This is a genomic window from Corynebacterium sp. KPL4015 (assembly GCF_040225725.1).
Taxonomy (GTDB): Bacteria; Actinomycetota; Actinomycetes; order Mycobacteriales; family Mycobacteriaceae; genus Corynebacterium; species Corynebacterium rhinophilum.
The window spans coordinates 1-14,468 of the sequence record NZ_JBEHGF010000004.1; the positions used below are offsets into that span (position 1 = coordinate 1).

At 60.0% G+C, this 14,468-nt stretch carries 14 protein-coding genes; 8 read left to right on the plus strand and 6 right to left on the minus strand.

The annotated features are described in order from the left end of the window. Nucleotides 1-230: 230 nt before the first annotated feature. Complete coding sequence (fabG, locus tag ABRP64_RS02275; RefSeq protein WP_284784763.1) at nucleotides 231-995, minus strand: 3-oxoacyl-ACP reductase FabG; 765 nt, start codon at nucleotides 993-995, stop codon at nucleotides 231-233. Nucleotides 996-1,225: 230 nt separating this feature from the next. On the opposite strand from fabG, the gene clpX reads away from it, so the two are divergent. Beyond that, nucleotides 1,226-2,521: an ATP-dependent Clp protease ATP-binding subunit ClpX gene (gene clpX / locus ABRP64_RS02280; RefSeq protein WP_284770211.1), complete on the plus strand. Its 1,296-nt coding sequence runs from the start codon at nucleotides 1,226-1,228 to the stop codon at nucleotides 2,519-2,521. A 57-nt stretch (nucleotides 2,522-2,578) separates the two neighbouring features. Here the strand turns inward: clpX and ABRP64_RS02285 are convergent, their stop codons facing one another. After that, a complete protein-coding gene (locus ABRP64_RS02285) occupies nucleotides 2,579-3,337 on the minus strand; it encodes a TetR/AcrR family transcriptional regulator (RefSeq protein ID WP_284784764.1) in 759 nt (252 codons plus the stop codon). Nucleotides 3,338-3,745: 408 nt separating this feature from the next. On the opposite strand from ABRP64_RS02285, the gene ABRP64_RS02290 reads away from it, so the two are divergent. Beyond that, nucleotides 3,746-4,708 carry a malate dehydrogenase gene (locus ABRP64_RS02290; RefSeq protein ID WP_284852617.1) on the plus strand — a complete coding sequence of 321 codons (963 nt, stop codon included), beginning with the start codon at nucleotides 3,746-3,748 and terminating at the stop codon, nucleotides 4,706-4,708. Here the strand turns inward: ABRP64_RS02290 and panC are convergent. Continuing rightward, nucleotides 4,705-5,526, minus strand: coding sequence for a pantoate--beta-alanine ligase (gene panC / locus ABRP64_RS02295; protein ID WP_005284412.1), 822 nt, complete (start codon nucleotides 5,524-5,526; stop codon nucleotides 4,705-4,707). The two genes, ABRP64_RS02290 and panC, sit on opposite strands and share 4 nt — an antisense overlap. Before the next feature lie 11 nt (nucleotides 5,527-5,537). Continuing rightward, nucleotides 5,538-6,359, minus strand: coding sequence for a 3-methyl-2-oxobutanoate hydroxymethyltransferase (panB, locus tag ABRP64_RS02300; RefSeq protein WP_005277923.1), 822 nt, complete (start codon nucleotides 6,357-6,359; stop codon nucleotides 5,538-5,540). Between the two features lie 57 nt (nucleotides 6,360-6,416). On the opposite strand from panB, the gene ABRP64_RS02305 reads away from it, so the two are divergent. From ABRP64_RS02305 to ndk, 5 genes are all read left to right on the plus strand, one after another. After that, nucleotides 6,417-9,149, plus strand: coding sequence for a valine--tRNA ligase (locus ABRP64_RS02305; protein WP_349865271.1), 2,733 nt, complete (start codon nucleotides 6,417-6,419; stop codon nucleotides 9,147-9,149). Beyond that, on the plus strand, nucleotides 9,149-10,720 hold the full coding sequence (gene folC / locus ABRP64_RS02310; RefSeq protein ID WP_482433426.1) for a bifunctional tetrahydrofolate synthase/dihydrofolate synthase: 1,572 nt from the start codon (nucleotides 9,149-9,151) through the stop codon (nucleotides 10,718-10,720). Before ABRP64_RS02305 ends, folC begins: the two co-directional genes overlap by 1 nt. After that, nucleotides 10,717-11,202, plus strand: coding sequence for a DUF4233 domain-containing protein (locus tag ABRP64_RS02315; protein ID WP_349865273.1), 486 nt, complete (start codon nucleotides 10,717-10,719; stop codon nucleotides 11,200-11,202). Before folC ends, ABRP64_RS02315 begins: the two co-directional genes overlap by 4 nt. A 5-nt stretch (nucleotides 11,203-11,207) precedes the next feature. After that, nucleotides 11,208-11,519, plus strand: coding sequence for a hypothetical protein (locus ABRP64_RS02320; RefSeq protein ID WP_239268707.1), 312 nt, complete (start codon nucleotides 11,208-11,210; stop codon nucleotides 11,517-11,519). An 86-nt stretch (nucleotides 11,520-11,605) separates the two neighbouring features. Next, the gene (gene ndk / locus ABRP64_RS02325) at nucleotides 11,606-12,016 is read left to right on the plus strand and encodes a nucleoside-diphosphate kinase (protein WP_005277934.1); all 411 of its coding nucleotides are present in this window, start codon (nucleotides 11,606-11,608) and stop codon (nucleotides 12,014-12,016) included. 149 nt (nucleotides 12,017-12,165) lie between these two features. Here the strand turns inward: ndk and ABRP64_RS02330 are convergent, their stop codons facing one another. Continuing rightward, the gene (locus ABRP64_RS02330) at nucleotides 12,166-12,516 is read right to left on the minus strand and encodes an ArsR/SmtB family transcription factor (RefSeq protein WP_284853597.1); all 351 of its coding nucleotides are present in this window, start codon (nucleotides 12,514-12,516) and stop codon (nucleotides 12,166-12,168) included. 110 nt (nucleotides 12,517-12,626) lie between these two features. On the opposite strand from ABRP64_RS02330, the gene arsB reads away from it, so the two are divergent. Beyond that, nucleotides 12,627-13,691, plus strand: a complete 1,065-nt coding sequence (gene arsB, locus ABRP64_RS02335) for an ACR3 family arsenite efflux transporter (protein ID WP_349865275.1) — start codon at nucleotides 12,627-12,629, stop codon at nucleotides 13,689-13,691. On the opposite strand, the gene ABRP64_RS02340 is transcribed toward arsB, so the two are convergent. Then, entirely contained in the window at nucleotides 13,688-14,455 is a 768-nt protein-coding gene (locus ABRP64_RS02340) for a hypothetical protein (protein WP_349865277.1), read from the minus strand. The genes arsB and ABRP64_RS02340 overlap by 4 nt on opposite strands. Nucleotides 14,456-14,468: the final 13 nt, after the last annotated feature.

The following is a 14,468-nucleotide window of genomic DNA, read 5'->3' on the forward strand; positions in this document are numbered from 1 at the left end:
CAGCTGCTTTACACCCCATGCCCTGCTCGAAACACTCCACCAACTGCTCGCGCTGATATTCGCTCAACGAACTTCGTGCTCTCAAAGAAAACTACTCCCTACTAGTCGGTAACTGATTTCTCAGTCCAACTAATGGGGAGCAGTTCAAACGGTGTCGGCGGGGTTATCTGTGTCTTAGGGTGGGCATCGTCAAGCGCCAGCTGGGCAAGCACTAGCTAGGCAGGTGCAGGCTAGCGCGGCGGCAGGATGGCCTCGGGGGTTTCTGGCAGGAGCTGGCCGCCGTCAATAATCAGCGTTTGGCCGGTGATATATCCGGCCTCGGTGGAGGCGAGGAAGGCCGCGGCATTGCCAATATCGCGGGGGCTGCCAAGCCGGTGCAGCGGGATGGAGCGCGTCATTTCATCGAGGTAGTCCTGGCCCTGCGCTTCGAGGCCTTCGGTGAGGATATTTCCGGGCAAAACGCCATTGATGGTGATGCCATCGCGGGCGATTTCTAGGGCAGCGGAGCGGATAAAGCCCTGTTGGGCCGCCTTGGAGGCGCCGTAATGTGCCCAACCGGGAAAGCCGGTGTGCGAGCCGGTAATGGAGGTGGTGATAACGATGCGCCCGTAGCCGCGCTCCTTCATATACGGCAGGGCTTCTTGCACGACCTTGAACGTGCCGTGGGTGTTGATGTCAAACATTGTCTCCCACTGTTTATCGGTCATCTCTTCCAGCGGGCAGTTGGGAAAGACCCCGGCATTGGAGCAGACGATGTCGATTGCCCCGTGCGCGGCGTGGGCTTTGGCAAACAGTTCTTTAATGGAGTCCCTATCGGTGACATCGACAGAACAGGCGGTAGCACCGAGCTCCGCGGCGGTGGCTTCAGCCTTGTCGGTGTCAATATCGGCGATGATGACGTTCGCGCCGGCTTCGCGCAGGGAGGCAACGATGCCTTTGCCGATGCCCGCAGCCCCGCCCGTGACAATCGCGGTACGGTTGGTGAGGTCAAACATGAAATGGCTCCTTCGGCGGTGGTGGAGGTAGTGGAGGATCCAATCCCAAGTTTAGTGGTGTGGGCGGATAAAGATCTGCGAATTTCGCCACGCGGAGGGAATGAATAGGAACCGTGTCGGGTTGATTTACTAAGGTAGATTTTTGAACAACCAACCGCGGGGATGGAAGTGAGCGAGCCTTCCGCCCCACCTTTAAAAGCGGTAAACAAGAGCGAGTGTGAAAGTACTGAATGGCACGTATGCAAGAAAGCGCTGATCTCCTGAAGTGTTCCTTCTGCGGAAAGAGCCAAAAGCAGGTGAAAAAGCTCATCGCCGGCGGCGGGGTCTACATCTGCGATGAGTGCATCGAGCTCTGCAATGAGATTATTGAAGAAGAGCTCGGCCACGAACAGGCCGAGGAGTCTTCTGAGGCGGAGGTGCGCCTGCCTAAGCCTTCGCAGATTTCTTCCTTTTTGGATAAGTACGTCATTGGCCAGGACAAGGCCAAGCGCGTGCTGTCGGTTGCGGTGTATAACCACTACAAGCGCATTAAGGCAGAAGAATCCGCTGCGTTAGATGCGCGACGGAAGAAGGCCGAGGGCGAAGAGGTAGAGATCTCCAAGTCCAATATTTTGATGTTGGGGCCCACCGGTTCCGGTAAGACCTACCTGGCGCAAACCTTGGCGCGCCTGCTGGATGTGCCGTTCGCCATCGCGGATGCCACCAGCTTGACCGAGGCCGGCTATGTGGGTGAGGACGTAGAAAACATCCTCTTGAAGCTGCTGCAGGCAGCAGATTTCGATGTGGAGCGCGCCCAGCGCGGAATCATCTACGTCGACGAAGTGGATAAGATTTCCCGCAAATCCGAAAACCCCTCCATTACCCGCGATGTCTCCGGCGAAGGCGTGCAGCAGGCGCTGCTGAAGATCCTGGAGGGAACCGTGGCTGCTATCCCGCCGCAGGGCGGGCGCAAGCACCCGAACCAGGAATTTATCCAGCTGGATACCTCCAATATCCTCTTCATTGTCGCCGGCGCGTTTGCGGGCCTCGACCAGGTGATCGCGGATCGCGTGGGCAAGAAGGGCGTTGGGTTTGGCGCGAAGCTGGGCACGGAAGACGAGCGGGAAAAGGTGGATCTATTCTCCCAGGTGCGCCCGGAAGACCTCGTGAAGTTTGGCTTGATTCCAGAATTCATCGGCCGTCTGCCCGTGGTGGCGACGGTGGATAACTTGGACCGCGAGGCCCTGGTCAAGGTGTTGACCGAGCCCAAGAACTCCCTGCTCAAGCAATACAGCCGCCTATTTGAGATGGATGACTGCGAGCTGGACATGGATGCCGGGGCGCTGGATGCTATCGCAGAGCTCGCCCTCGAGCGCAAGACCGGCGCGCGCGGCCTGCGCGCGATCCTGGAAGAACTGCTCGTTCCAGTGATGTTTGAGCTGCCGGACCGGGAAGATATTTCCGCCGTGCACATTACCGCGGACTGCGTCACCCAGGGCGCAGCGCCCGAATTCACCTACAAGGATGAGGCAAAGGAATCGGCCTAGCGAGAGAAACGCTGTGGTAGGAAAAAGGGGCATCGGCAAGCAGCCGGTGCTTTCTTTTTATGCCTCGCCGTAGATGTCTTGCGGGGAGGCCTCGTCGCCCTCGTCGGCATCAGAAGGCACCAAGTAAGACTCGTGGCCGGAATCGGGGATATTGGCGGTGAGGAATGCCAGCACGGTATCGACGGTAAGCCGGTGCATGCCGTCGGTATTTGCCTGGCTGGACATATCCACGCCCAAGAGGTTGTCCATCATCGCCCGGTTGGTCACGCGGTACGAGGTGAGCGAGGCGATGATGGTGAAAATATCGTTGGTGGAAATGCCCGGGCGGAAGGCACCGGCGTCCTGGCCCAGCATGAGCAGGCGATCGAGGTGAAGGGCGACGCCGCTAAAATCCGCCACGGGATTGGTGGAAGAGCCCACGATGGACTGGGCGGTTTCCCAGGTCATCATGCGGATGGCCTCGGGGTGGTTGACGTACTGCCAAAAGATCCAGTCCACCAGCTTGCGCACGCCTTCGACCGGAACCGCGGAATCGAGTTCTAGGTCTTCTTCGTCAGGGCGCAGGCGCTCGGCGGCGGTGCTTAAAGCCCTTAAGTACAAGCCCTGTTTATCGCCAAAGTGATAGTGAATCATGCGCTTGGACATGCCGGATTCCGCGGCGATGGTATCCAGTTTGGTTTCAGAAAAACCCCACGCGGAAAACTGGGAAATGGCGATATCCACCACGGCATCGGTGCTGATGGAATCCGCAGCGTGAGCGTCGGAGTCTTCCGCCTGCTCCGCAGCGTGCAGCGGTTCGGTGTGCTCAGTGCTCATAGCATGTGTCCTATCTCTGCTTCGCGGCGCCGATGTGGCGATGGTGGGTAGTGTCTCGGGAACTGCACGGCCGGCCTCATGCTGGTTCGATGCGGCAGTGGTTGGCCACCGTGCAGCCGCCCACAGGCAGTGAATGCATCCCTGCAAGCGCGCTCCCCAGTGAGGTCTGTGCCGCTTCCATCATGCCCGATTAGCCCCACCCGGCGGGAGGAATGTGCCCATTGGGGGCGTTAATTTGGAGGTAAATGGGGGTAATATCCGGAAATTCAGCGGCGTTTTCCCTCCGAAAGAGGGGGATAAATTTCACAACACGCTACCTCCGGATAGCGCTAAGCTCGGGGGTGGATACATCCCGTGGAGGGTGGCGTGCATGAGGAGCGCTTACAACTCCACGACATACGAGGAGGAATGAGCATGACCCAGCCAGTAAAAGTAACCGTCACCGGCGCCGCCGGAAATATCGCCTACTCCCTGCTGTGGAGGATTGCCGCAGGCGACGTATTTGGCAAGGGCACCCCGGTAGACCTTGCCCTGTTGGAAATCCCAGCGGTAGTAGAAAAGGCCGAGGGCGTGGCCATGGAGCTGCGCGATTCCGCCCTGCCGCTGGTTAACTCGATTACGGTGACAGATGACCTCAAGGTCGCCTTCGAGGATGCCTCCGCCGCATTCCTCGTCGGCTCCCGCCCGCGCAGCAAGGGCATGGAGCGCGCTGACCTGCTCGAGGCCAATGGCGCCATCTTTACTGAGCAGGGCAAGGCCATCAATGACTATGCGGCGCGCGATGTCCGCGTGCTGGTGGTGGGCAACCCAGCCAATACCAACGCGCTGATTGCCGCGCATAGCGCGCCGGATCTGGATAACTCCCAGTTCAACGCACTCATGCGCCTAGACCACAACCGCACCTTGGGCCAGTTGGCGGCCCAGACGGGCAAGGCCACCAAGGACTTTTCCAAGATTGCGGTCTGGGGCAACCACTCCGCCACCCAGTTCCCGGATATCGCCTTCTCAAACGCGGAGGTAGATGAGCAGTGGTACCGCGAGGAGATGATCCCCAAGGTGGCCAAGCGCGGCGCGGAGATCATCGAGGTGCGCGGCAGCTCGTCCGCGGCGTCGGCTGCATCTGCGGCCGTGGACCACATGCACGATTGGGTCCACGGCACCGAGGATTGGCGCACCGCCGCCGTGCCTTCGGATGGCTCCTACGGTGTCGATGAGGGCCTCATCTGCGGCTTTCCCACCATCTGCCGCGACGGCAAGTGGGAAATCGTCCAAGGCCTGGAGCTCAGCGATTTCCAGAAGGAGCGCATCGAGGCCTCCGTGCAGGAGCTGCGTGAGGAGCGCGAGGCCGTAGCCCACCTGCTGAAAGGTTAAGCCTCCAGCACCAAGTTATCGATGAGCCGCACCGGCCCCACATGCGCTGCTACCAGCGCCAAGGCGGGCCGGTGTTGTGCATCTACGGGCTCGAGCGTGGCCGGGTCCACCACGGTGAGGTAATCCACCGTCACGCCGGGGGAGGAAGCGAGCTGGGCCTCAGCTTCTTCACGTGAGGCGCCATCCTGCAGCGCGAAGAGTGCCTGGGATAAGGCGACCGCCTGCTCACGCTCGGCGGCACTGAGGCGCGCATTGCGGCTGGACTCGGCCACGCCGTCCGTTGCGCGCACGATGGGCACGCTGATGATGTCCAGTGGCAGGTCGAGGTCCGCCACCAGGCGGCGGATGATCGCTACTTGCTGCGCATCCTTTTGCCCAAAATAAGCGCGGTCTGGTGTGACAAGGTGAAACAGCTTGCTCACCACGGTGGCCACGCCGTCAAAGTGGCCGGGGCGCGAGGCACCTTCCAAGACCGAGCCCATCTCACCCGTGCGCACCCACACCCGCGGGGTGCCACCCGGGTACATTTCCTCCACGCTGGGGGCGAAGACCGCATCGACTCCCAACGAGTCCAGCAGTGCGGCATCCGCGTCGAGGGTGCGCGGGTAGGCGCGGTAGTCTTCGCAGTCGCCCAGGTCCGTGAACTGGAGGGGATTGACAAAGACCGAGCACACCACGGTGTCGTTGTCTTCGCGGGCGCGGCGAATGAGGGAAGCGTGGCCGTCGTGAAGCGCGCCCATCGTGGGCACCAAACCCACGGAACCGGACGCTGCCGCGCGGAAGGCACGGAGTTCGGATTTAGTTGTGAGGATCTGCATGGCTTAAGACCTTAGTCCTCGAAAGACTCCTCGGCGTTGGGGAAGGAACGTTCACCCACATCTGCGACATAGTCCTTCGCTCCTTCCAGCAGCGCGCCGCGCAGATTCGCGTAGCGGCGCACAAAACGCGGCGCCTTGGGACCTCCCAGGCCGAAGGCATCGGTCCACACCAGAATCTGACCGTCGGTCTGCGCGCCGGCGCCGATGCCGATGGTGGGGATGGGCAGCTCCTTGGTCACCTGCTCAGCAAGGGCTGCCGGGACCATCTCCAGCACCACGGCGAAGGCGCCGGCCTCGGCGAGGGCGCGGGCGTCGTCGTGAAGCTTCTCCGCACCGGCACCCCGGCCTTGGACCACGAAGCCGCCCAAGGCGTGGACCTGCTGGGGTGTAAAGCCAATGTGGGCGCAGACCGGGATGCCGGCGGCGACAAGCGCGGCAACAATGGGAGCGCGCTCCGCACCGCCCTCCAGCTTCACGGCCTGCGCGCCGGTTTCCTTCATGACGCGCACCGCGGTCTCCAGCGCCTGGGAGGGGCCGTCCTCATAGGAGCCGAAGGGAAGGTCCACCACCACGAAGGCGCGGGAGGTCGAAGCAACCACCGCGCGGGCCAGCGGGATCATCTCATCGAGGGTGAGCGAGAGCGTGGTTTCGCGGCCCAGCACCACGTTGGCCAGGGAATCGCCGACGAGCAGGAGATCGACCCCGGCTTCATCGAAGATTTCGGCGGTCAAGCAGTCGTAGCTCGTCAGGCACGCGAAGGCCTGAGAGTTGTCTTTGGCTTGGGTGAAGTAACGGGTGCGGAGGCGGGCGCGGTGGCCAGGGTTGTGAGACATGCCCTTACTCTAGACAGGCCGGTGGTGCCAGTTGACGCACAGGGTAGAGTTGGCCAGGTGACTGATCAGAATAAAGAGCAACTCGTTGGCACCAACCGCGCGGACCAGCTTCCCAAGTCCTGGGAGCCGCAGGCAGTAGAAAAAGACCTCTACGAAGGCTGGGTAAGCGCCGGTTACTTCACCCCGGATGCATCCTCGGAGGCGGAGCCCTATTCCATCGTGCTGCCGCCGCCGAACGTCACCGGCCAGCTGCACATGGGCCACGCCTTGGACCACACTCTGATCGACTCCATCATTCGCCGCAAGCGCATGCAGGGCTATGCCACCCTGTGGCTGCCGGGCGCTGACCACGCAGGCATCGCCACCCAGACCAAGGTCGAAGCCAAGCTCAAGGAGACCGAGGGCAAAAAGCGCTGGGACTATGAGCGCGAGGAATTCATCAACAAGGTCTGGGAATGGAAGGAGCAATACGGCGGCACCATCCAGAACCAGATGCGCGCCATCGGTGACTCCGTGGACTGGACCCGCGAGCGCTTTACCCTGGATGAGGGCCTGTCGCGTGCGGTACAGACCATCTTTAAGAACCTTTACGATGAGGGCATGATTTACCGGGCCAACCGCCTGGTCAACTGGTCACCGGTGCTAGAGACCGCCGTTTCCGATATCGAGGTCGTCTACAAGGACGTCGAGGGCGAGCTGGTCTCCATCCGCTATGGCTCGCTAAACGACGATGAGCCGCACCTCATTGTTGCCACTACGCGTGTGGAAACCATGCTTGGCGATGTCGCCATTGCCGTCCACCCCGACGATGAGCGCTACGCCCACCTCGTGGGCCAAGAATTGGATCATCCCTTCCGCGATGACCTGAAGCTGAAGATCATCGCCGATGATTACGTGGACATGGATTTTGGTACCGGTGCGGTAAAGATCACCCCGGCCCACGATCCAAATGACTACGCCATGGGCACCCGCCATAACTTGGATATGCCGACGGTGATGGATACCACCGGCCACATCGCGCATACCGGCACCCGGTTTGATGGCATGACGCGCGAAGATGCGCGCGTGGAAATTAGGGAGGCGCTGCGGGAGCAGGGGCGCATCCTCAAAGAAATCCGCCCCTATGTTCACTCCGTGGGCCACTCGGAGCGCTCCGGCGAGCCCATCGAGCCGCGCCTATCGCTGCAGTGGTTCGTCGATGTCGCGCAGATGGCGAAGGCTTCCGGTGACGCCGTGCGTGAGGGCGATACCGTCTTGCACCCGCAGTCGCTGGAACCGCGCTATTTTGAGTGGGTCGATGACATGCACGATTGGTGCATCTCCCGCCAGCTGTGGTGGGGCCACCGCATCCCCATTTGGTACGGCCCGGAGCGTACGAACGAGTCCGGCGAGGTCGAGCGTGACATCGTGTGCGTCGGCCCCGATGAGGAGCCGCCGGCAGGATACGAGCAGGATCCGGATGTCCTCGATACCTGGTTCTCTTCGGCGCTGTGGCCATTTTCCACCCTGGGCTGGCCCGATAAGACCCCGGATCTGGAGAAGTTCTATCCCACCAATGTGCTGGTTACGGCCTATGACATTTTGTTCTTCTGGGTCGCCCGCATGATGATGTTTGGCACCTTTGCCGGCACCAAGACCCCAGAGCATTTGGGTAAAGGCACCGATGGCCGCCCGCAGATTCCTTTCAAAGACCTTTACCTGCACGGCCTTGTGCGCGATGAGCAGGGCCGCAAGATGTCCAAGTCCCTGGGCAATGGCATTGACCCGATGGACTGGGTGCGCGATTACGGCGCCGATGCGCTGCGCTTTACCCTGGCCCGCGGCGCCAACCCGGGCGTGGACTTGCCGCTGGGCTCTGACGCTGCCGCGGCATCGCGCAATTTCGCTACCAAGCTCTTTAATGCCACCAAGTTCGCGCTGATGAACGGCGCCGGCGTGGCACCTTTGCCCAGCCGCACGGAGCTTTCGGATGCCGACCGCTGGATCCTCGACCGCGCTGAAGAGGTGCGCACCCAGGTCGATGCCTACTTGGACGATTATCAATTTGCCAAGGCCAACGAGCTGCTCTACCACTTCACCTGGGATGAGCTCTGTGACTGGTACCTGGAGATTGCCAAGACGCAGATCCCTCGCGATGGCGAAACGGTAGAAGGCCGCAATACCCAGATCGTTTTGGGCCGCGTCATCGACGTCGTGCTGCGCCTTTTGCACCCCACCATGCCGTATGTGACCGAGGTGCTGTGGAAGGCATTGACCGGCGGGGAATCCATCGTCATCGCCCCATGGCCCACGGTGGCCGATACCAACGGTGGCGCCACCAAGGACGCAGTGGCCGCCCGCCGCATCGACGATGCCGATAAGCTCATTACCGAGCTGCGCCGCTTCCGCTCCGATCAAGGCGTCAAGCCTTCGCAAAAGGTACCGGGCCGCCTCGACTTCGCCGCGGCAGACCTGCAGGGCCAGGAGGAATTGGTCCGCAACCTGGCAAATACCACCGCGCCGGGCGAGGACTTTAACCCCTCGGCCTCCATCGAGGTGCGCCTGTCCCAGGCCACCGTGGAGGTCACGCTGGATACCCACGGCGCGGTAGACGTCGAAGCAGAGCGCAAGCGTCTGGAAAAGGATTTGGCCAAGGCCAATAAGGAATTGGAACAGACCGGCAAGAAGCTGGGCAATGAGAACTTCCTGGCCAAGGCGCCGGAAGAGGTGGTCAATAAGATTCGGGCGCGCCAAGACATCGCACGCGAGGAAGTCGAGCGCATTACCAGCCGTTTGGAGGGCCTTAAGTAGTGACAGATCAGCGCTTCAATCACGACGCCAACGGGAACGGCGAGGTCGCCGGGGGAGAGGACGATTTTGAAATCGTCGATGCCCTCAAGGAAGGCACCGATGGCACCCCGGTGGAGATCACGGAATCGGGCCTGACCCTGAACCTCGGCATGGGCGAAGACGAAGAATATAACGACGCCGCGCCCCAAGAGGTATCCCCGGAGGAGCTGCAGGCGCTCGGTGAGGTGGAAGACGAGCTCAACCAGCGCTGGCCGGAGACTAAGATCGAGCCCACCCTGGAGCGCATCGAGATGCTCATGGATTTGCTCGGTCACCCCGAACAGTCCTTTGATGTCATCCACATTGCGGGCACCAATGGTAAGTCTTCTACCGCGCGCATGGTCGATTCGCTGTTGCGTTCCTTCCATCGCCGAGTGGGCCTGGTTACCAGCCCGCACCTGCAGCGGGTCACCGAGCGCATCGGCATCGATGGTCGGCCCATCCACCCGCGCGACTACGTGCGCCTGTGGCACGAAATCAAGCCGTATGTGGAGATGGTGGATGCGCGCTCAGACGTTCCCATGTCCAAGTTCGAGGTCTTGGTAGGCTTGTCCTATGCAGCGTTTGCCGATGCCCCCGTTGACGTCGCCGTCGTCGAGGTCGGCCTCGGCGGGCTGTGGGATGCCACGAACGTGGTCAATGCGGACGTCTCCGTGATTACCCCGGTTGGCCTAGACCACACGGATTACCTGGGCAGCGATATTCGGGAGATTGCGGGGGAGAAGGCGGGCATCATCAAGCGCCGCGCCGATGCCGAAGACCCGCTGACCCCGAATGAAAACATCGCCATCATCGCCGAGCAAGACCCTGAGGCCATGCAGGTCATCCTGCAGCGCGCGGTGGATATGGATGCGGGCGTGGCCCGCTCCGGCGCGGAGTTCGCGGCCCTAGAATCCCGCATCGCGGTCGGTGGCCAGCAGGTCAATATCCAGGGCCTCGGCGGCATGTACGAGGATATTTTCTTGCCACTGCACGGCGAGCATCAGGCCAAGAATGCGGCCGTTGCCCTTGCAGCGGTGGAAGCCTTCTTCGGTGCCTCTTCCGGGCATCCTCTGGATATTGCCTCCGTGCGCAACGGTTTTGCCAAGACGATTTCGCCCGGCCGCCTCGAGCGAGTGCGCACCTCGCCCACGACGTTTATCGATGCCGCCCACAATCCCCACGGCGCCAAGGCGCTTGGCGCGGCGCTCGACCGCGATTTCGATTTTGCGCGGCTCATCGGCGTGCTCTCCATCTTTGGCGATAAGGATGCCCAAGGCATCCTCGCCGCGCTGGAGCCGTACTTGAGCGAGGTGGTAATCTCCCAGAACTCCTCGCCGCGCGCGATCGATGCCTATGAATTGGCGGAAACGGCCCGCGATATTTATGGCGAAGAGCGCGTCTATGTGGCCGATGATCTGCCCGGTGCCTACGCGCAAGCCGTGGAACTGGCGGAGGAATCTGAGGTGCAATCCGGCTCCGGTATTGTCATTACCGGTTCGGTGGTTACCGCCGGCGAAGCCCGCGCTATGTTTGGAAAGGAGCCCGCATGACCAGCCCCAATCCTAGGTCCCGCCTGCCTCGTCAGCCGCGCCGCGGCGACGACATAGCGGACAATGAAATCGGCCCATTGGGCCTAGGGCAGGATCCCGTTAAGGATCCGCTCAAGAGCTTTAATGGCATGGTCATCGCCAGCTCGCTCATCATGCAGTCGATCACGCTCGTTTTGGCGCTGCCGCTGTTGTACAAGCTGTATGACGGTACGCTGTGGACACCGTTTAACTACGGCGTAGTCATAGGCGCCCTGATATTCCACTTGGGCATGATCGCGTTTATGAATAAGAAGTGGGCGCTGACCGTCATCGTGTGGGCGCAGCTATTGGGCCTTATCCTGGGTTTTATGGCGCACTGGTCCATCGCCGCGATCTTCATCATCTTTGGCATGGAGTGGCTCCTTGCGGCGTATTTGCGCAGTAACTTAATCGCCCGCATGAAGCGCGGTTACTTAACTACCCAGCACCTCAACCAGAAGTAGGGGCCATGCGCACCGTCTATCTCGTCCTCGCGGCCCTAGCCTGCATTGCCGCGGTCGCTGCCCGCGCGGCCACGGGCGCGCCGTGGCTGCCGCTGGTAGCACTCATCATTGCCGCCGTATTTTTGGCCCTTGCCCTGCGCGCTAATTTTCAGCGGGCAGAAGAAGCCACCCTTGATGATTTGGATAAAGAGCAGCGAGCAGAGATTAAGCGTTTGCTGGGCAACGGCCAGTTTGGCACGGCGGTTAACCAAGTGCGCCTGTGGTTTCGGGGTACCTCCCACGAGCGCGCGACGGAGATAGTCCAGCAGCTTACTTAATGCTTATTAAATGCCGCCCACTACGCTGCCCCCGCTTATGGCCCTCGGTCGTGGACGAGTTGTGGGTATTCGGTACAGTATGGGGCATGACTGAACGTACATTGATCCTCATTAAGCCGGACGGCGTAAAGAACGGCCACGTGGGCGAGATTATTGCCCGCATCGAGCGCAAGGGCCTCAAGCTGGCCGAGCTGGACCTGCGCGTGGCTGACCGTGAGACCGCAGAAAAGCACTACGAAGAGCACAAGGACAAGCCATTTTTCGGTGAGCTGGTGGACTTCATCACCTCCGCACCGTTGATTGCCGGCGTTGTTGAAGGCGAGCGCGCCATCGAGGCATGGCGCCAGCTGGCCGGTGGCACCGACCCAGTCTCCAAGGCTGCACCGGGTTCCATCCGCGGTGACTTCGCACTCAGCGTGGGCGAGAACATCGTGCACGGCTCCGACTCCCCAGAGTCCGCAGAGCGCGAGATCGGAATTTGGTTCCCCAACCTCTAAGCACTGACTCTACCTAGATTCCAAGGAAGCCCGAGCGTTAAGCTCGGGTCTTTTCCATTATGAGGGGGGATATATTGCGGAGTGAAATACTTTGATTGGCTCACAGTGTTGCAGACATATCAGGTCCAGATTTCATTGCTAGTGGCTGTTTAGTCGAAAGAGAGTAGCTCGCGAAGTGCAGTGAAAGCTTGCTTTTGCACTTCATGGGTGACGGTGCGGCCAGTCTGTCGTTTGGCTAAGAGGCCAGCATCCCGCAGTTTTGCAAGATGGTGAGACACCGTCGGCTGGGTGAGGCCGGATAATGTGGTCAATTCGGAAACGCTCATCGGGCCGCAGCCTTCATCGCACAAGATGGATAAAAGACGAAGTCGGGCGGGATCTGCAAGTACCTTGAATTGCTGGGCAAAGTGCACGGAATCGTCCTGGTCTAGGGGGCCGTTGTTGAGTGAACAACATTCGTTGATGTGAGGATTTTTGGTCATGCCGTGCGAAGAAACCATGCCTTTAGTATATGGGCGTTTGACATACCCTTTCATATTGACATCTATCGATATGAATGGTTACAGTGCTGCACGGTACGGTGCGACTTGGGTCAATGAAGGAGACAGGTATGGCTACCTCACAGAAGCCGCGTTTGGCTTTTCTCGATCGCTTTCTACCCCTGTGGATCATCCTAGCTATGGTCCTTGGCCTGCTCATAGGTCATTTCCTTCCAGGAATAGGGAACGCGCTCTCAGCTTTGGAGATTGGAGGTATTTCCCTCCCAATCGCTTTAGGGCTGCTGGTGATGATGTATCCACCGCTTGCTAAAGTGCGCTATGAAAAGACCCGGGAGATTGCCACTGACAGACGGCTGATGACCGTGTCAATCGTTTTGAATTGGCTTGTGGGGCCAGCATTCATGTTCGCACTGGCCTGGCTATTCTTGGCGGATCAACCCGAGCTGCGCACGGGTCTTATCATTGTCGGCCTTGCCCGCTGCATCGCCATGGTCTTGGTGTGGTCAGACCTATCCTGCGGTGACCGAGAAGCCACGGCAGTATTAGTAGCAATCAACTCCGTCTTCCAAGTTGCGATGTTCGGTGTCCTGGGTTGGTTCTACCTGCAGATACTGCCGGGATGGCTGGGTCTTGATACCACCTCTGTCGAATTCTCTTTCTGGTCCATTGTTACTTCAGTGCTCGTATTCTTAGGCATCCCGCTTTTGCTCGGGGTTATCTCCCGAGTATGGGCAGAGAAAACTAAAGGGCGTGAGTGGTTCGAAAACCGTTACCTTCCTGCGGTGTCTCCTTTGGCAATGATCGGTTTGCTGTATACAATCGTCTTACTGTTCTCCCTGCAAGGAGAACAGCTAGTGGAGCAGCCGGTAGCAGTGGTTAGGGTAGCGGTGCCTCTGATGTTGTACTTTGTCGGGATGTTCTTTCTGGCTTTGGGCGTAGCTAAAGTTGCCGGAATGAATTATGCACAGTCTGCCTCAGTGGCCTTTACCGCAGCGGGAAATAATTTTGAGTTAGCCATCGCGGTGTCCATCGGTACCTTTGGTGCCACCTCTGCTCAAGCGTTAGCCGGTACCATTGGGCCTCTTGTTGAAATTCCGGTTTTGGTTGGTTTGGTATACGTAATGCTCTGGATTGGTCCTAAGTTATTTCCAGGAGACCCGAGTCTGCCGAATTAGCGTCTGCCAAGTTGATACAGGCACCGCACTCCAGTAGGGGTGAGGGTGATGCGCCAGCTTTCTACTTTGGAGCGCAGTCCAATATCTTCTACCTTCACGAGTCCATGCTTTTTTAGTTCCTGAAGAGCATCCGGCAGGGTATCTAGTTCCACCTGCATCAGGCGAGACAAGGCCTTGGTGGTGGTCGTATTGCCCTGGACGGCCCCGGCGGTGACGAGGGCGGTGAGGATATTTAGGTGGGCATCGGCAAGCTGCATGGCATGATCTGTGACCCCTTCTAAGGGATCTTCAGCCACGATGCGCTGCATGCGGCGGCGGCCAATGCGAAAGGACTGGGAAAGCATGGCCCACAAGCCCAGCGGGAGTGCGAACGCCGACACCGCTCCGGTTAAGATGCCTTCCACGGGCGGGGCCAGCGAGATGTTTGGCAACCAGCCAGCCGCGGACAGCGGGGCCATGGCCAGCGGTAGAGCAAGTGGTATCACTGGCGCCCAATAAGCAATGGCGGGGTAATCGCCCTCGAGGTAGACATCCTGGCTAGCCCCAATAGAGCGGGGATAATGGCGGATGAGGTGCACCAATCCAATGACCGCGAAGACCGCAAAAACGCCGGCGCCCATCAGCATGTAGTCGGCCCCTGTTTGGGCAAAACCGAGGGCAAAGCCGGCCGGAACGCCGAATAAGCACGCCTCTTTCGGCGTAATCTCATTGCGCTGCCGGTACTGCGACAATGTCCGGGCGGGACGTGGTGCCAGTTCTGCCATAATTTCAAACGTA

Excerpts from the sequence above, each read along its gene's own strand:
- fabG (WP_284784763.1), bottom strand. The coding sequence starts at position 995 with ATGTTTGACCTCACCAACCGTACCGCGATTGTCACGGGCGGGGCTGCG.
- clpX (WP_284770211.1), top strand. The coding sequence starts at position 1,226 with ATGGCACGTATGCAAGAAAGCGCTGATCTCCTGAAGTGTTCCTTCTGC.
- ABRP64_RS02285 (WP_284784764.1), bottom strand. The coding sequence starts at position 3,337 with ATGAGCACTGAGCACACCGAACCGCTGCACGCTGCGGAGCAGGCGGAA.
- ABRP64_RS02290 (WP_284852617.1), top strand. The coding sequence starts at position 3,746 with ATGAGCATGACCCAGCCAGTAAAAGTAACCGTCACCGGCGCCGCCGGA.
- panC (WP_005284412.1), bottom strand. The coding sequence starts at position 5,526 with ATGCAGATCCTCACAACTAAATCCGAACTCCGTGCCTTCCGCGCGGCA.
- panB (WP_005277923.1), bottom strand. The coding sequence starts at position 6,359 with ATGTCTCACAACCCTGGCCACCGCGCCCGCCTCCGCACCCGTTACTTC.
- ABRP64_RS02315 (WP_349865273.1), top strand. The coding sequence starts at position 10,717 with ATGACCAGCCCCAATCCTAGGTCCCGCCTGCCTCGTCAGCCGCGCCGC.
- ABRP64_RS02320 (WP_239268707.1), top strand. The coding sequence starts at position 11,208 with ATGCGCACCGTCTATCTCGTCCTCGCGGCCCTAGCCTGCATTGCCGCG.
- ndk (WP_005277934.1), top strand. The coding sequence starts at position 11,606 with ATGACTGAACGTACATTGATCCTCATTAAGCCGGACGGCGTAAAGAAC.
- ABRP64_RS02330 (WP_284853597.1), bottom strand. The coding sequence starts at position 12,516 with ATGGTTTCTTCGCACGGCATGACCAAAAATCCTCACATCAACGAATGT.
- arsB (WP_349865275.1), top strand. The coding sequence starts at position 12,627 with ATGGCTACCTCACAGAAGCCGCGTTTGGCTTTTCTCGATCGCTTTCTA.
- ABRP64_RS02340 (WP_349865277.1), bottom strand. The coding sequence starts at position 14,455 with ATGGCAGAACTGGCACCACGTCCCGCCCGGACATTGTCGCAGTACCGG.